Genomic DNA, 15,777 nt, shown 5'->3' on the forward strand with positions numbered 1-15,777 from the left:
CGTCGCGAAAGCGCGGCGCATGGCTGAAACGGAGATCTACAACTGCCGGCGAGCTCCGCGCGTGCTCGCTTAGGCGATGACCATGGCATCCGTGACCCTTCTTTGCGACCCGCGACCTGCGGGAAGCGCGGCTTCCGAGAGTGACGGAAGCGTTTGATCACGAAGCTAACGGATGCATCCACGCAAGCCAATGATTCGCAGTAGGGGGACTAGGACGTAACATAGGATCCGAACCGCCTCCGGGCCGTGCGATCCCGGGCCTAGAGGCGGAGCGCCGGAGGTCGGGAAATTTCCGAGCGAGGGAGCGATTGCAGATGTCGATCCTCGCTGCGACGCGTTTCCCGCCAGCGAGAGCGTACGCGAACGAAGCGCCCGGACCGTCGATTCCAGAAATTCAGCCTCGTGCCCGGGAAGCCAAGTGAGCGTCGCCGAAGAGTCGGAACTCGACGAAGAGCTGAACGCGGCCCTCGAAGCGTGGGAGCTGCGCGTCGAGTCCGGCGAGACGCAACCGGACGTCCTCGGTCTGTGCAGCGGGGACACTCGGCTCGCCGAACGCTTGACCGCGGTCCTTCGTCGTCTGGAACGCGTCGATCGAGCGTTGAGCGAACCGCTACAGGCGCCGGCGGCCCCGCAGTTCGTGTCGCTGGGCCTAGCGCTCCGCATCGTCCGACCGATCGCCTCGGGAGGACAGGGCAGCGTCTACCTCGCCTTCGATTCGACGCTGAAGCGGGAGGTCGCGGTGAAGACGGCTCACTGGGGCGACCCGGCCTCGGCGCTGCGACTTCGGAAAGAGGGGGAGATCGCGGCCCGGCTCGACCATCCGGGCATCGCGCCGGTGTTCGGCGTCGGAACGACGGAGCTCGGGCTTCCGTTTCTGGCGATGCGGTACGTGCCGGGCGAAACCCTGCAACGACGTATCGAATCCATGGCCGGAGGCGATCCTGAGCAGGTGGAGTCGAGTCTCCGGGAATCGTTCGCGGCGCTGATCCAGGTCTGCCGGACGCTGGCTCATTCACACCGGCGGGGGATCCTGCACTGCGACGTGAAGCCGAGCAACATCCTGCTCGGCGAGAACGGCGACACGGCGCTCCTGGACTGGGGCGCCGCGACTCCCTATCTGCCGGGAGCTGCTCCCGCGGCGTCGATCGAAGCGCTGGAAATCTCGCACGCCTCCTCGCTGCGCAGCCGCGCCTACGTGCTCGGCACCGCCGAGTTCATGAGTCCCGAACGGGCCGCCGGAAAAGGCGCGCTGGGTCCCTGGTCGGACATCTTTTCCCTGGGCGTCGTGCTCAGTCGATTGTTGCGCGGCTCCGCGGCGAGCGCTTCGGCAGCCTCTGCGGATCCTCGACCGGATCACCCTGGCAAGAGCCGTGGGGTTGCCCCGGGTCTGCCCCTCCGCCCGAAGGTCCGCAGGCGCCTCGAGCGGCTGGTCGCGACGGCTTGCGAAGAATCTCCGGCCGCTCGCCTGCAGTCGGCGGCCGAATTCGCCGAGGCGCTGAAGGAGACTTTGAGTTGCGGACCGCTGACGCAGGGAAGCAGACCGACGCTCGCCGATCGGCTGTTCCGCCGACGACGACCCTGATGCGACTCGCTCCGTTTTCAGGGATTCAGGTCGGGATGCGCCGCGACCAGCGCCAGCTTCGCGTCCCGCCACAGACGCCGTACGTGACGGACGCTGACGTCCAGCACGCTCGCCGCTTCTTCCTGCGTCAGTTCGTTGTACCAGAGCATATCGAACATCTGCCGATGCGGCTCGGGAAGCGCCTCGATCGCCGCGTGGAGTTCGAGCCACTGGGCCAGCTTTCCGGGTTCGTGCGTCTCGTCGACCGGTCCCTGGTCGAACCAGCGCGAATCGGACCCGTCGGACTGGAGCGGTCGCTCATGCGACGCTCGGCCTTGCGGACCGTGCAACTGCCGCTTCAAGTCGAGCAGCGTTTCGCGGACCTTCTTGGCGAGCAGGCGATAGAAGTGCTTCGCGTCCGACACGTCGACCTTCTGGAGCGTCCGTCGCGCGCGCATCAAGGCGAGCTGCCGCACGTCGCCGGTCTCGTACCAGGCGGCGACCGTCGGAAAGGCGCTGAGGAACTTCCGCGAGAGACGCTCGACCCGTTCGTTCGCGAGGCGCAGCAACTCGTCCTCGGCTCCGAGACGCTTTTCCCGGATGAGCTGCAGCGCTTCGTCGATCCGAGTCGTATCCATGGCCTGGGGGGACAGATAGCGCGACGATAGCCCCGCAGCGGGCTTCGCAGCAGTCCAGAGTTCAAGATGAGGGAGGAGTGCAGTGGGCGGGCGATGCGAGGATGCCTTCGTCTCGACGACGTCCGCCGCATCGGCGTCACGCGGACCGTCGCTCGCGAGGCGGGCTGCACAGTATCCGACATTTCAGGAGGCGTCGCGAGATCCGGCGAGAAAGAACGGACTCGGTCGGAAGGCCGCCAGGATCGGAGATTAAGGGCGTCGAAACGACTTCGAGGTTCGAGACTTGCGCTTGTTCGGCCTGCGATGCGATCGCAATGCCGAGGCGCGTGGCGAGAAAAACGCGGGTAGCCCGGAATTTCGAGGTCCTCCTTCGCGAAGTCTGGACGCTTCCAATCCCAGCGAGACGACGTTGCGACTTTCGGCGCCGAAAGTTCGAGCGGCGTCCTCGTCGGTCGGGTCGCCCGGTCGTTAGTTGACGGAGCGCCTGGCGCCGCGGGCCGGGCCGCTCCTGATAGGCTTCACGAAGTTGGTTGCGAACGAATAGGATCTGCCGGCTCGTCCAGAGGGACAGCCGGCCAGGGAATTGCCTGCATCCGAACCAACGCGATGCTTATGTGGCGACGCGTGCGGAGAGACCCGCCAGCTTCCCCCCGACTTGGTCGAGGATCCACTTGGCGATCTGGTTGACGCCGTAGGCGCCGGGCAGGCGGACGAGCGGCTTGCTATACGCCCAGGCCGGAGGCATCAGCGACCTCGATCGCAGCGATCGGTACGTTCCGGTTATGGAGACCGAACGGAATGAAGCCGCCCTCTGGCCGGAGGCGTCAGCTTTTTCTTCGGCAGGGGAAACGTTCGCGGGCGGAAATCGTCGTCGGATTCGACTGCCGTCTTTAGCAGGTCGGGATCCCGCTGCGAGGACCGGATTCCGAGAATCTCTTCCGCTCCATCATCGACGGCCGGGGAAGCGCTTCGCCGTGTATGCGCCACTACTCGTTCGGCGTGCGTTTCCACTGGAACGCGCTCAGGCCATTCAACTCGCGCACGAAGAGTTCGTCCCCGCTGACGGCCAGGTGGGACCACGTTTCCTCATCGCTGACCTTACGCCGGTCGAGCAGATCGAACGCTTTCGGATTCGCCTTCAGCAGCAACAGTTCCCCCTCCTGATCCAGCGCAAGAATCCGGTCCCCCTGCACGACCAGGCTGCAGTACTTCCCGAACGGCTCGGACGTCCAGGTCGCCTCGCCTGTCGCCAGGTCGATGCAGGCGAACCTTTGGTTCTGCAGATGGATGTAAGCGTGCCCGTCGACGACGACCGGCGTCGACATATAGCCCTGGACGTTGGCTTTCCAGCGTTCGGACGTCGCGAACGCTCCGTCGGACTTCGCGACGTCGAAGAACCAGGACTTGTTGCGGTAGGAGCTCGTGAAGACTCCGTCGCCGAACGCGACCGGGGTGAGAATATTCATGCCGCGAAAACTCGGCACGGTTCGCTTCCACAGCACGGCGCCGGTCTCGATGTCCACACCGGCAAGCTCCTCGCGCGTCTGAATGAGCAGTTGCCGCTGGCCGGCCAAGGTCGCGATCGTCGGCGACGAGAAGGCGCCGCCGGTCATTCCGCCGCCGTCCTGCAGCGTGCGCCAGACCGTTTCGCCGGTCCGCTTGTCCAGCTTCACGACCGAGGCCCCCGCCTGCAGGTACAGGAAATCGCCGTCGAGCAGCGGAGAGCTGGCGCAGCCGAACGAAGGCAGCGGCGTCTGGAAGCGCTCGACGAAATCGACTCGCCAGCGTTCTTCGCCCGTCTCCGCGTTCAAGGCGACGAGCACGTCCCGCATGCCGGCGACGAACAGGCTTTCGCCGTCGTAGACCGGCGTCGCGCGGATCCAGCTGCCGTTCGAGGCGGCGAAGAAAGGGACGGTCAGCGCGCCGGCCCACTCCGCCTTCCAGAGTTTCGCGCCCGTTTCCCGGTCGAGGGCGTACACGACCTCCGTTTTCGCGTCCTCCGTCCCCGTGACGAAGACCTCCGCGGCGGAGACGACCGGACCGGAGTAGCTCGGCGGCAATTCCACGCGCCACTTCTTGGTCAGGACTTCCTCGGACAGCGTGTCCGGCCAGTCCGCTCCGGAAACGGAGCCGTCCCGATTCGGCCCACGCCATTGACTCCAGGATTCCGAGTCCTGGGCCTGCAGCGGAACGGCCAGCGACAGAGTTGCGAGCAAGAGGCCGCAGGGGACGAAACGAGGGGCCTGCATGTCGTACCTCGACGTGGAAGATGAAACGAGCGTCGGCCAGCGATCCGGGCGACGACGCTCGCATGACCGGTGGCCGAGCGTCTGAAGCCTCTCTGTCCCGCAGCCCCGCGGGGTTCTTAACGAACGAAGCGTAGCCGAAATGAGGGGGGCTTGCGACGACGGCGATTCCCTGGCGACCCTCGACAGGCGGGAGCGATCGCCCTTCGACCTGGTGGCGAGACGGTCGCCCATCACTTCCGAAACTTCCCCGATATGCTCGACGCGAAGACGCGCGCGTGAGCGTGAGGGCAAGGCGGAACCTGACTCCGGCGCTAGCACGTTCTGGAGCGACGAAATCTCCTCAAGCGGCGACGGGGGCCCCGAGCGATCTCGGCAGAACCTCGCGCGTCGCGTCCGTCTGCGGATGAACGACCGCCGGCAGTTACGAGGCGAGCGAAGCAGCGGGACCTCCTCAGCCAGCGATATGTCGGTCGCCGGGTGAAGTGCGGCTGGACGTCTCGATCGGAAGGCGAGGCGTCGCTCTCATCGCTTGAAGCGGCCCGTCCACGCAAGCCGCTTCAGCAAGTCGATCGAATCACGGGCGCCCGCGACGTGCGCGTCAGGATGCCGGCAAGGCGTCCGCGAGTTCGGCGTTCCTGAACGGGCCGCGGGAGGTCGCCGTTCGGTGTCCGAGCGTCGAGAGGCAGTGGTCGATCCAAAGCTTCGTCAGCCTTTCCTGGGCGCTGTTCTGCGACAGCCGGCTGCGGAGCGAATCGAAGCCGACGTGATCGAGCGGCTGGTCCTGATTCGAGCAGGAGAAGACCGTCGTCTCGACGCCGGTGAGCGGATCGCGATGCGTCTGCAGGCACTGGGCGCAGATCTCCTTCATCATGCACTGCATCGGCGAGTTGATGCTGCCGTAGGCGTGATGGCCGGGCTTCAGGTAGGGCTGAAGCACCGTGTGCCGCGCCTGTTGCACGCCCCGCATCATGCCGTCGGAACCGATCGCGATGATCCGTTCGACCTCGTCCATGGGAATGAAGATCTCGCCCAGGTCGCCGCGGGCGTACGCCGCCATCGCTTGGACGATGTTGCCGACGAAGGCCCGGTCCTGGGGACGATTGGGCGCGAAGCCTGGATCCTGGTCGCAGCACCAGACGACGACGTCCGCTGCGGCTTCGATCTCTTCCACCTTGTAGCGGTCGATCCGCTTCTTGTAGCCGGCGAAGTAGAGCACCCTCGACCCGAAGCCGCGGAACGCCTGGCCGATCGAGAAGAGCACCGCGTTGCCCAGGCCGCCGCCGGCGAGCAGGACGGTCTCCTCGCCCGGGGTTTCCGTGGGAGAGCCCGTCGGTCCCATCAGGCTGACCGGCTCGCCCGGCTTGAGCAGAGCGCAGAGGTCGGACGAGCCTCCCATCTCCAGAACGATCATGGAGAGCAAACCCCGCTCGTGATCGACCGCAGCGCCCGTGAGCGCGAGCCCCTCCATCGCAAGCGTCGTTCCCTGCACCGTCGGCGCGAGCGATTCGAAGTTCTGCAGCCGATAGAACTGCCCCGGCTGAAACGCCCGCGCCGCGAGCGGCGCCCTCACGACGATCTCGATGATGTCGGGGGTCAGGCGGATCACGTCATGCACGACCGCGCGGAGCCCGTCATTCAGCGTCGCGGCAAGCTCGGTCGCCGAGACGCCGTTGGGTTCCATCGTCGCCAGCGCGCGGGAGACGATCGGGTAACCCTGCTTGGCGCTCGCCATCGCCTTCACGACGTTGCCCGCGAACGAGGGGTGCAGATCGCCGAAGAAGCTGAGCATGCGTCCGTCTTCGCGGCGCGACATGAGGACGTGCGCCGCCTTCGGCTTGGCGGATTTCTCGGGCGTTACCGGCTGGCCCTGCTCGTCGATCGCCTGGAAGTAGCGACCGTCGATGCGAACGTTCCGCACGTCTTCGCGGGCGAGTACTGTGTTCGGCTGCGTCCCCGCCGCGACCAGGATCGTCCGCGCGGGCAGCAAGATGGGCTCGGGCGTCGGAACGAGCTTTCCGGTCGCTTCGTCGAACGTCGACTGCGTCAGGCGGAGCGCCTTGGCGGCGCCGTACTGATCGATCTCGACTTCTTCCGGCGTGAGACACTCGGCGAAGCGAATGCCTTCTTCCATCGCCTTGGCGACTTCTTCGTGGTTGAGCGTGTAGCTCGGCGCGTCGATCAGGCGGCGCCGGTAGGCGACCGTCGCTCCGCCCCACCCGAGCAGCAGTTCTGCGATGCGAGCCGGTCGCCCCTCGACGCTCGCCGCGGCGCGCTCGGCGCGGATGGCCTGAGCGTGGGCGATGAACTCGTCGGCGATCTCCTTCTCTTCGCCCGACCAAAGGCTGGCGAGCGCCGCTTCGCCCCGCGCTTCGATGAGTTCTTCGTAGCGCCGCAGGAACTTCTCGACCTGCACGGGGTAGTAGGCGAGCGACTCGGTCGCCGTATCGACTGCGGTCAGACCGCCGCCGATGACGACGATCGGCATGCGGACCTGCAGGTTGGCGATCGACTTGGCCTTCGCGGCGCCGGTCAGTTGCAGCGCCATCAGGAAGTCGGAGGCCTGCCGCACGCCGCGGGCGAGACCGTTCTTCATCGGAATCACGGTCGGACGACCCGCGCCCATGCAGAGCGCGATGTGGTCGAAACCCATCTCGAACGCGGAGTCGACGGTGATCGTGCCGCCGAAGCGGATGCCGCCGAACATCGTGAACTCTTCGCGGCGCTCCAGCAGCAGCCGGATCACCTTCAGGAAGTTCTTGTTCCAGCGGACGGTGATGCCGTACTCGGCGACGCCGCCGAAACCAGCCATCACGCGTTCGTTCAAGTCCTCGAAGATGTCCGAGACGTCGCGCAGCGGCTCGAACGGCACGCGGTTCCCCAGCGGGTCGACGCCCGAGATCCGTTCCGGCAGCGGCTCGATCTTCAGACCGTCGACCGCGACGACTGCGTGGCCGTCATTCATCAGATGATGAGCGAGCGTGAAGCCGGCGGGCCCGAGGCCGACGACCAGCACCTTCTTCCCCGTCGGGGCGACAGGCAGCGGGCGGGCGAAGTTCAGCGGATTCCACCGCGTCAGCAGGCTGTAGATCTCGAAGCCCCAGGGGAGCTCGAGCACGTCCTTCAAACAGCGCGTCTCGATCTGCGGAACGTCGACCGGGTCCTGCTTCTGATAGATGCAGGCCTTCATGCAGTCGTTGCAGATGCGATGGCCCGTGCCTGCGCACATCGGGTTGTCGATCGTCACCGCGGCGAGCGCGCCGATGGGATTGCCGTCCCCCTTCAGTTCGTCCATTTCGGAGATCTTCTCTCCGAGCGGGCAGCCGGCGAGCGGCACGCCGTAGACGGTCTTCTGGAACTCGCCCGTCTTTTCCTTCAGGCCCTTGGAGCAGCTATCCTTGCCCTGGTGATGGCACTTGATGCAGTAGTTGGCCTGATCGAGCGCCCCGGCCAGGTCGGTGCCCGGATCGGTCAGGTGAAAGCCGACGCGCGGTCGGCGATCCTCCGGCGCGAGCGCGAGCTGCACCAGGTCGTGGCGGAACTCTTCGACGACGTGGACCAGCCGCGCGTGATCGATCTTCCGCGGCACGTTGAACAGGGCGCTGTGCCGATGCTTGCGGCGTCCCTCCGGCGTCATCGAGGCCCACACGGCGTACTCCGCGGCGAGGTCGAGCTGCTTCGAGCGCTCGGCTTCATGCTCCATCCAGGCGGTGACCTTCTCCGCGTAGAGCACGTCGGTCAACGGCCCCCCGAGGAACGCCTCCAGTTCCGCGGCGATGGCCGTGCCGTCGATGGCGGCCGCCTCTTCAGGCGTGCGTCCCTTGACCCGACGCTGCACGAACTTTCGCTTGACCGTCTGAAGCGGCGCCAGTTCCGAATGATGCGCCTGCAGCTTGCGCAGTTCGGGCTCGATATCGAACAGTTCGGCGATGAAGTCTTCGAGATAGGGCGCGATCTCGATGAGCAGCGCCGATTCTTCTTTCGGAGCCAGCGCCGTCGGTTCGAGGCGCGCGAGGACCATCCGCGAATGGAGCTCGGGAGAGTGCTCGGCCAGGCGCGCGGCGAACGTCTCGTCCAGACGGACCAGGCCGTCGCGGCGGTAGAGGTCGGCGAAGGTGAATCCGAAACGCAGGGGCGTGGTAGCGGCGTCTTGCATGGTACTGATTCAGATGCTGTGTCGAGCGAACGGTCACGCCGGACGGAAGAGCGTCAGCGGCGGCGTTCGCGACGGAGAGTTCGCGCCGGAGCGAGCGTTCGCTCGGGGCGGTGATCGTCAGAGTCGAGCGGCGGTGACATTCGCGTTCGTCGAGAGGTCGCCCGCCCGGGTGGCTTCGAAGCGATACGCGCTGTTCGTTTCCTGGGCGTACTTCAAGTCCCATTCAGAGGAAAAGAGCACCGCAGGATGTCCCGTGTTCGCGTAGACCAGTCGCGACGCGAAGGGAAGACGCAGGTCTTCGAGCGGGCCGGGTCCGCTGACCCAGCGAGCCGTCACGAAGGGGAGCCAGGTCAACGCCGTCTCCACGTCGTATTCGGATTGCAGGCGATAGCGAACGACGTCGAACTGCAGCTCGCCGACCGCGGCCAGAATCGGTTCTTTGGTCGCTGCCTTGGGATCGTGGAAGGTCTGGATCGCTCCCTCTCCCAGCAACTGCTCCATCCCCTTCGCGAATTGCTTGCGCCGCGTCGAGGAGGTGCAGCGGATCGCGGCGAACTTCTCCGGCGCGAACGCGGGCAGCGGCGCGTAATGCAAAGGATCGCCCGTGCAGAGCGTATCCCCCAGCCGAAATTCGCCTGGGTTCACCAGTCCGACGATATCGCCCGGGAAGGCCTCGTCGACGGTCTCCCGTTCGGAGCCGAAGACGCGATGGACACGCCGCAGACGGATCTTCTTTCCCGTCCGGGCGTGCGTCACTTCCATATCGCGGGCGAAGCGTCCGGAGCAGACGCGAACGAACGCGATGCAGTCGCGATGTTTCGGGTCGAGGTTCGCCTGGATCTTGAAGACGAAGCCGGCGAAGTCCTCCCGATCGGTTTCCACCGGACCGATATCCGCCTCGCGCGGACCGGGGGCCGGCGCGATCTGGATAAACGACCGCAGGAACGACTCGACGCCGTGGTTGGTGAGGGCGCTGCCGAAGAAGACCGGCGTGGCGGTCGCGGCCAGAAAATCGTCCCGGTCGAGATGGTTCGAATCGCCGAGCAGTTCGATCTCTTCGCGAGCCTGGGCGAGGGCCTCCTTCGAAACGAGCGTCTCGTCGACTTCGTCGAGCGGAATCGAGGTCCCGTGCAGGCGTCGGTCGCCGCGACGCTCCTCGAACAGATGGGCGATGCCCGTGTTCAGATCGACGATGCCGCGGAAGTCGGCGCCGTAGCCGAGCGGCCAGTTCTGCGGCGAGCATTTGACGCCGAGTTCGGCTTCGATCTCGGCCAGGATCTCCAGCGGCTGCTTGCCGGGACGGTCGACCTTATTCACGAAGGTCAGGATCGGGATCTTCCTGAGCGCGCATACGCGGAACAGCTTCTTCGTCTGCGACTCGACCCCCTTCGCCAGGTCGATCACCATGATCGCCGAATCGGCGGCGACCAGCGTGCGGAAGGTGTCTTCGCTGAAGTCGTGGTGACCCGGCGTATCGAGCAGGTTCAAGAGGCAGCCGCCGTACTCGAACGAGAGCACGGTCGAGCTGACCGAGATGCCGCGCTGGCGTTCGATCTCCATCCAGTCGGAGGTGGCGCCGCGCTGGGTTTTGCGTCCGCGAACGGCGCCGGCGACCTCGATCTGGCCGCCGAACAGGAGCAGCTTCTCCGTTAGCGTGGTCTTGCCGGAGTCGGGGTGCGAGATGATCGCGAAGGTGCGCCGCCGATTGGTTTCGCGACTGACGACGGCGTTCGTGGAGGACATGCTGGGAAACGTTCTCGGGCTTTCGGACAGGACAGTCCGGGGGTTCACGACGCGGCTGACGGAGGGCAGGGGAGGTGGCCCGCGAAGATCGAGGCCGCCAGCGGATGGCCGCCAGTCGCGTCGGCGCTTCGGGCCTTCGTGCGGGGGCGGCCATAGCCGCCGAAACCGCCGGTTTAGGGGGGCGTACAGCGACCGAAGACGCATGCAGCGCCTCGAAGCACAGGTCGCCGTTTTATCTGCCGGGCCATGGCCGAAATTGCATCGTCGGAAGCCGGAACCCGCCTCGCTATCGAAAGATAGCGTTTTTCGGCCCGGGAATCAATTCCGGTCGATTGGCGGCGGGGGACCCGTTCGACCGATGCGTCTGATCAGGAGGTAGAATCGGCGGCATGTCAAACCCGTACCAGCCGCCTCAGTCGGCGCCTCGCCAGCGAAAGAATCGCGTTCCCGCGAGGATGGTCTTCGGTCTCGCTCTGAACCTTGTCTATCTGAGCTTTCTGGCGGCGGTCATTCTGACTTGCGTGGCGATCTTGTGCCTGCCCGCCTGGGAATACTTCTTCGACGCTTTCTGACGGCAGGTTTTCGCCTCGGCGTACACATTTTCGAGTTCCCAGGAGTCGATCTGCTACGCCGGCGATCACGGCAGCAGTCCGCGAGCGCGTTCTGGATCCCGCCGCAAGTTTGACACCGGCGCTTCCCGGCGCCATCCTGACCGCACGCCCGTTCGCAGGAGGGGGCGCCTCCTCGCCAGCATCTGCCCGCTGTCTACCAGTTCGGCGATCGCTCCTCCGTTCGCCGAGCCTCCCGCCCGCACTGATTCCCCGCCGCCGCTCTCGCCGGAGTCTCCTCATGCCCGCCTGCCATTCGCTACTGGCCCTGCTCGTTCTGGCGCTCTCGATCGGCGCCGTCGCTCGCGGAGAACTCCGCGCGGGAGCGGCGGTCGTCGACGTGACGCCGATCGGTCTTCCGGTTCTCGTGAACGGCGGAATGCTCACTCGCTCGGTCGGGACGGTCAAGACGCCGTTGCATGCCAGGGCGCTCGTGCTGGATGACGGGAAGGAGCGCGTGGCGATCGTCGTGGTCGACAGTTGCATGCTCCCGCGGGATCTTCTGGACGAGGCGAAGCAGGCCGCCAGCGGACGAACGAAGATCCGGCCCGAACGGATGCTGATTTCCGCGACGCATACCCACAGCGCCCCGTCGAGCCTCGCCTGTCTGGGGACGGACGTCGATCCGACCTACGTTCCCTACCTGCGCGAGAAATTGGCCGAGGCGATCGCGACGGCGGAGAAGAACCTGGAGCCCGCTCGCATCGGCTTCGGCAGCGTCGACGCCGCGGAGTACACCGCGCCCCGGCGCTGGATCCGTCGATCGGATCGCGTGGTCGAGGATCCCTTCGGCAACCCGACCGTTCGAGCGAACATGCACGCGGGCGGGAACTGGGACGACGCGGTCGGCGAGGCCGGTCCGGAGGATCCGGATCTCTCGCTGATCGCCGTGCAGGCGGCCGACGGGCGCCCGCTCGCGATCCTGGCGAATTTCTCGATGCACTACTTCGGCGACGAAGCGCTGAGCGCCGATTACTTCGGCCTGTTTTCGGAAGGACTCAAGACGCGCCTCGCGGCCGAGGCGCCGTCTGACAAGCAGCCATTCGTCGCGATGATGTCGCACGGATGCAGCGGCGATATCTGGCGGCGGGACTACACGAAGCCGCAGGACCAGCAACTTGCGGGGCGGAACATCGAGGAGTATTCGCAGGCGCTCGTCGACCGGGCGCTGACCGCGTATGAGAAGATCGAGTACGCCAGCGATGCCGAAATCGCGATGGCGGAGACGCGGATGAATCTGCGTTACCGCGTGCCGGACAAGCAGCGACTGGAGTGGGCCCAGCGGGTCATGGCGGAGATGGGCGATCGACCGCCCAAGGATACCGAGGAGGTTTACGCCCGGGAGCAGATCATCCTGCACGAGCGGCAGTCGACGGAGGTCGTCGTTCAGGCCCTGCGCGTCGGCGGCATCGCCATCGCGACCACGCCCAACGAGACGTACGCGATCTCCGGCCTGAAGCTGAAGCTGCAAAGCCCGCTCCCGCAGACGATGGTGATCGAACTGGCCAACGGCGGCGACGGGTATATTCCGCCTCCGGAGCAGCACCTGCTCGGCGGTTACAACACCTGGGCCGCCCGAAGCGCCGGGCTGGAGGTCGAGGCCGAACCGAAGATCGTCGAGGCGGCGTTGACGCTGCTGGAGCAGGTCGCCGATCAGCCGCGAAAGACGTATCAGCAGAGCGAGGGACGGGTCAGCAAGACCGCTCTGTCCTATCGACCGAAGGCTTACTGGCGTCTGGACGAGCTCGCCGGTCCCCGAGCGATCGACGCCGCAGGGAACGGCGACGCCATCTACGAGCCGGGCGTGGTCTTCTTCCTGGAGGGGCCGAGGCCCGATGCCTTCTGCGAGGCCGGAGAGAAGAACCGTGCCGCTCACTTCGCGGGCGGTCGCCTGAACGCACGCGTTCCCGGCATGCGCGATCGCTATTCGATCTCGCTCTGGATCTGGAACGGCATGCCCGACGGCGCCCGGGACGTCTCCGGCTGGTTCCTCGCGCAGGGTCGCGACCACGCAGCCCCCGGCGCCGCCGAGACGCTCGGCGTAGGCGGTGCGGGCGAAGGGCAGGGGAAGCTGATCTTTCGGGGCAGCGGCGAGGCGAATATGGCGCATTTCGGACGCTCCGACATGAAGCGCTGGACCTGGAATCACGTGGTCCTCGTCCGGGACGGCCGCGAGATTCGCGTCTACCTGAACGGCGATCCGCAGCCGGAGATCGAGGCGACGCTCGACGCGGAGGGCGTCGCGGTCGACCAGTTCTTCTTCGGCGGAAGCTGCGACCGCGAGACGAACTGGGAAGGTCGGCTGGACGAGATCGCGGCGTTCGACCGGGTTCTGACTCCCGAAGAGATCGCCACGCTCACAGGCCGCTGACCAGCGGGCAGCACGAACGAATCCTACTGGCCCGAACCGTGACGCCTGAAACGCTGCCTTACGAGGAACGCTCGCGACCGCTGAACGGCATCGCGTTGCAGGTGGCCGAGGCAGGCGAGCTGGGGCGACCGCTCGTGATACTGCTGCACGGGTTTCCCGATATCTGGCAGGGATGGCATCTGCAGATCCCTGCTCTGGCAGCGGCGGGCTTTCGCGTGCTCGCTCCCAACCAGCGCGGGTACGGGCGCAGCGACAAGCCCCGCGGCGTCGCCTCCTACGACCTGGATCGCCTGGCCGAAGACGTCGTCGCGCTTGCCGACACAGAGGGCTACTCGACGTTCCGTCTCGTCGGACATGACTGGGGCGGCATCGTCGCGTGGTGGGCCGCGGCCCGCTTTCCCGAGCGCGTCGAACGACTGGCCGTTTTGAACGCGCCGCACCCCGGCATCTTCCGCGACTATCTCTTCCGCAGTCCGACGCAGATTCTGAAGAGCTGGTACGTCGGGTTCTTTCAGATTCCGCGTCTGCCCGAGGCGATGCTCTCCGCACGCGATTACGCGATGCTGTTTCGAAGCGTCCAGTCGACCAGTCTGCCCGGCATCTTCGACGAAAGCGACCGGAAGCTTCTGGTCGCCGCCTGGCGGGAGCCGGGAGCGCTGACCGCGCTGATCCACTACTACCGAGCGCTCGCGCGGCGGCGGTCGGATGCCATGAAGCTCCGCATCACGACGCCGACGCTGATCCTGTGGGGAATGCAGGACCCGACCGAGGAACCGGGCCTCGCCGAAGCGAGCCTGAAGCTCTGCGACGACGCGCTCCTGATGCGACTCGAGAACGCCCGGCACTGGATCCAGCGCGAGGAGCCTGACCGGGTGAATCGCGAGCTGATCAGGTTTCTCGGCGACGCGACGCCGGACGATGCCTAAAGCGAGCACCGGTCGTCGGGGCACGACTCGCCGAAGAGGCCGCCGAGCCGGACGCGGTAGCGGGCGAAGAGCGAATAGAGGCCGTCGAACATCGGCCGGAGCAGCGGCCATCCGGTCGGTGCGAGCAGCCACCCCAATCCGACGGCTCGATAGGCCTGGCGGAACGTTTCCATGCCGACGGTTTTAGTCCCGTCGGGGAGGACGCTGTGCATGGTTCCCATCAGTTCGGGAAGCGTGCTGTCGTATCGCCCGGGGTCGAAGTCGTCCGCCGCGATATCTTCCAGCGCCAGCGCGCCGGATCGGTTCAGACGGCGCAACAACCGCACTTCCACTCGGCAAAACGGACACTTGCCGTCGTACAGCGCCTTGAACTTCCAGGTCGGTACGCTTGCCCCTTCGTCGTTCGAGGCGATCGCGACATCCCGGTTCGGAGAGCGTTCGAGTTCTGTAGGCATGCGATGCTGACCGCTTGGAAGAAGCGTCGCATAACCCAAGCATACCGCTGACTCTCCAATTACGACGCAACGCAGCGGTACGGACGTTCGCCATGGCCGACGACACAGACTTGCCCGATTACGCTGCGACGCTCGACGCTCAGCATGCGGCGCATGAGGTCGAACTGAAGGCGATGATCGGCGAGATCTGCGACGGCAAGCCGTGGAATCGAGTCGTCGATCTGGCCTGCGGCGACGGTTCCTTTACCCGCATGCTCGCGGAAGCGCTGCCTCACGCCGAGGTCGTCGGTCTGGACGACGACGAAGCCTATCTGAAGGCCGCGCGCGAGGCTTCCAAAGGGATCGCGAATCTGCGGTACGAGCAGTCGAACGTTCTCGAACCTGCCGAGTCCCTGGGCCGGTTCTCGCTGGTCTTTTGCGCCGACTCGCTCCAGTCGATCGAGGACCATGACGGCCTGATGGCCGGCCCGCTGCGGCTATGCGAGCCGGGCGGAGCGATCGTCTACACCGAGACCGATTCGGTTCACGACGTCATCTGTCCCTGGCCGCTGGCGATCGAGCGGAAGCTTTGCGAACTGGAGGCGAAGACGCTGACTCCGGCGGACCGGCATGGCTACGCCTTTCCCAGGTACGCGAAAGATCTTTTCCGGCGGCACGGACTCGAAAACGTGACGATCCGCTCCTTCACGTTCGATCGCAACGGGCCGCTCGACGCAGCGACCGCCAAGTGGCTCGCGCTCGAACTGGCCGGTCGTCTGGAGAAGGTCCGGCCCGTCGCCAGCGAAAAGGAGGTGGCCCGACTGCGACGGTATCTGACGCCTGACGGGGACGAATACGTCGGGGCCGGCGAAGGGACGTACGTCACCTACCTGCGGTACGTCATCATCGGAGCGCGACCCGCGTCTTGACGGCCAGCGGAAAGGAACGGCGCAGGCCCCCCTGGATGGCCCCCAAGCCTTGGGACGATCCGCGGGCATAGCAGCCGGCAGGAGCGGGAAGGAGTACCGATCGGGTCTCTTTGACGTTAGATTGATCGATAGCCCGCCGCTCGTCCCTCCTGGCCGCTCAGCCGA

At 66.0% G+C, this 15,777-nt stretch carries 11 protein-coding genes; 5 read left to right on the plus strand and 6 right to left on the minus strand.

Features of this window, described 5'->3' with window-relative positions; all coding sequences use genetic code 11:
* Positions 1-418: 418 nt before the first annotated feature.
* Complete coding sequence (locus tag SH602x_RS17110) at positions 419-1,582, plus strand: serine/threonine-protein kinase (protein WP_479473469.1); 1,164 nt, start codon at positions 419-421, stop codon at positions 1,580-1,582.
* Between the two features lie 17 nt (positions 1,583-1,599).
* Here the strand turns inward: SH602x_RS17110 and SH602x_RS17115 are convergent, their stop codons facing one another.
* From SH602x_RS17115 to SH602x_RS17135, 5 genes are all read right to left on the minus strand, one after another.
* On the minus strand, positions 1,600-2,199 hold the full coding sequence (locus SH602x_RS17115; RefSeq protein ID WP_479473470.1) for an RNA polymerase sigma factor: 600 nt from the start codon (positions 2,197-2,199) through the stop codon (positions 1,600-1,602).
* A 610-nt stretch (positions 2,200-2,809) separates the two neighbouring features.
* Positions 2,810-2,944, minus strand: a complete 135-nt coding sequence (locus tag SH602x_RS17120) for a hypothetical protein (protein WP_479473471.1) — start codon at positions 2,942-2,944, stop codon at positions 2,810-2,812.
* Between the two features lie 241 nt (positions 2,945-3,185).
* Complete coding sequence (locus SH602x_RS17125; RefSeq protein ID WP_479473472.1) at positions 3,186-4,448, minus strand: PQQ-binding-like beta-propeller repeat protein; 1,263 nt, start codon at positions 4,446-4,448, stop codon at positions 3,186-3,188.
* 598 nt (positions 4,449-5,046) lie between these two features.
* The gene (locus SH602x_RS17130) at positions 5,047-8,601 is read right to left on the minus strand and encodes an FAD-dependent oxidoreductase (RefSeq protein ID WP_479473473.1); all 3,555 of its coding nucleotides are present in this window, start codon (positions 8,599-8,601) and stop codon (positions 5,047-5,049) included.
* Positions 8,602-8,718: 117 nt separating this feature from the next.
* The gene (locus SH602x_RS17135; RefSeq protein ID WP_479473474.1) at positions 8,719-10,344 is read right to left on the minus strand and encodes a peptide chain release factor 3; all 1,626 of its coding nucleotides are present in this window, start codon (positions 10,342-10,344) and stop codon (positions 8,719-8,721) included.
* A 389-nt stretch (positions 10,345-10,733) separates the two neighbouring features.
* Here SH602x_RS17135 and SH602x_RS17140 point away from each other — a divergent pair, with 389 nt between their 5' ends.
* The 3 genes from SH602x_RS17140 to SH602x_RS17150 all read left to right on the plus strand — a co-directional run bounded on the left by SH602x_RS17140 (position 10,734) and on the right by SH602x_RS17150 (position 14,249).
* Positions 10,734-10,916 (plus strand): hypothetical protein, encoded by a 183-nt coding sequence (locus SH602x_RS17140; RefSeq protein ID WP_479473475.1) that lies wholly within the window; start codon positions 10,734-10,736, stop codon positions 10,914-10,916.
* A gap of 277 nt (positions 10,917-11,193) precedes the next feature.
* Positions 11,194-13,323, plus strand: a complete 2,130-nt coding sequence (locus tag SH602x_RS17145; RefSeq protein ID WP_479473476.1) for a LamG domain-containing protein — start codon at positions 11,194-11,196, stop codon at positions 13,321-13,323.
* 38 nt (positions 13,324-13,361) lie between these two features.
* On the plus strand, positions 13,362-14,249 hold the full coding sequence (locus SH602x_RS17150) for an alpha/beta fold hydrolase (RefSeq protein WP_479473477.1): 888 nt from the start codon (positions 13,362-13,364) through the stop codon (positions 14,247-14,249).
* On the opposite strand, the gene SH602x_RS17155 is transcribed toward SH602x_RS17150, so the two are convergent.
* Complete coding sequence (locus tag SH602x_RS17155; protein WP_479473478.1) at positions 14,246-14,704, minus strand: thiol-disulfide oxidoreductase DCC family protein; 459 nt, start codon at positions 14,702-14,704, stop codon at positions 14,246-14,248. The two genes, SH602x_RS17150 and SH602x_RS17155, sit on opposite strands and share 4 nt — an antisense overlap.
* A 92-nt stretch (positions 14,705-14,796) precedes the next feature.
* Here SH602x_RS17155 and SH602x_RS17160 point away from each other — a divergent pair, with 92 nt between their 5' ends.
* A complete protein-coding gene (locus SH602x_RS17160) occupies positions 14,797-15,612 on the plus strand; it encodes a class I SAM-dependent methyltransferase (RefSeq protein WP_479473479.1) in 816 nt (271 codons plus the stop codon).
* Positions 15,613-15,777 lie beyond the last annotated feature (165 nt).

It is taken from the genome of Lignipirellula cremea, assembly GCF_056501455.1.

Coding starts and splice junctions, on each gene's coding strand:
- SH602x_RS17155 (WP_479473478.1), bottom strand. CDS start 14,704: ATGCCTACAGAACTCGAACGCTCTCCGAACCGGGATGTCGCGATCGCC.
- SH602x_RS17160 (WP_479473479.1), top strand. CDS start 14,797: ATGGCCGACGACACAGACTTGCCCGATTACGCTGCGACGCTCGACGCT.
- SH602x_RS17120 (WP_479473471.1), bottom strand. CDS start 2,944: ATGCCTCCGGCCTGGGCGTATAGCAAGCCGCTCGTCCGCCTGCCCGGC.
- SH602x_RS17145 (WP_479473476.1), top strand. CDS start 11,194: ATGCCCGCCTGCCATTCGCTACTGGCCCTGCTCGTTCTGGCGCTCTCG.
- SH602x_RS17130 (WP_479473473.1), bottom strand. CDS start 8,601: ATGCAAGACGCCGCTACCACGCCCCTGCGTTTCGGATTCACCTTCGCC.
- SH602x_RS17135 (WP_479473474.1), bottom strand. CDS start 10,344: ATGTCCTCCACGAACGCCGTCGTCAGTCGCGAAACCAATCGGCGGCGC.
- SH602x_RS17125 (WP_479473472.1), bottom strand. CDS start 4,448: ATGCAGGCCCCTCGTTTCGTCCCCTGCGGCCTCTTGCTCGCAACTCTG.
- SH602x_RS17140 (WP_479473475.1), top strand. CDS start 10,734: ATGTCAAACCCGTACCAGCCGCCTCAGTCGGCGCCTCGCCAGCGAAAG.
- SH602x_RS17115 (WP_479473470.1), bottom strand. CDS start 2,199: ATGGATACGACTCGGATCGACGAAGCGCTGCAGCTCATCCGGGAAAAG.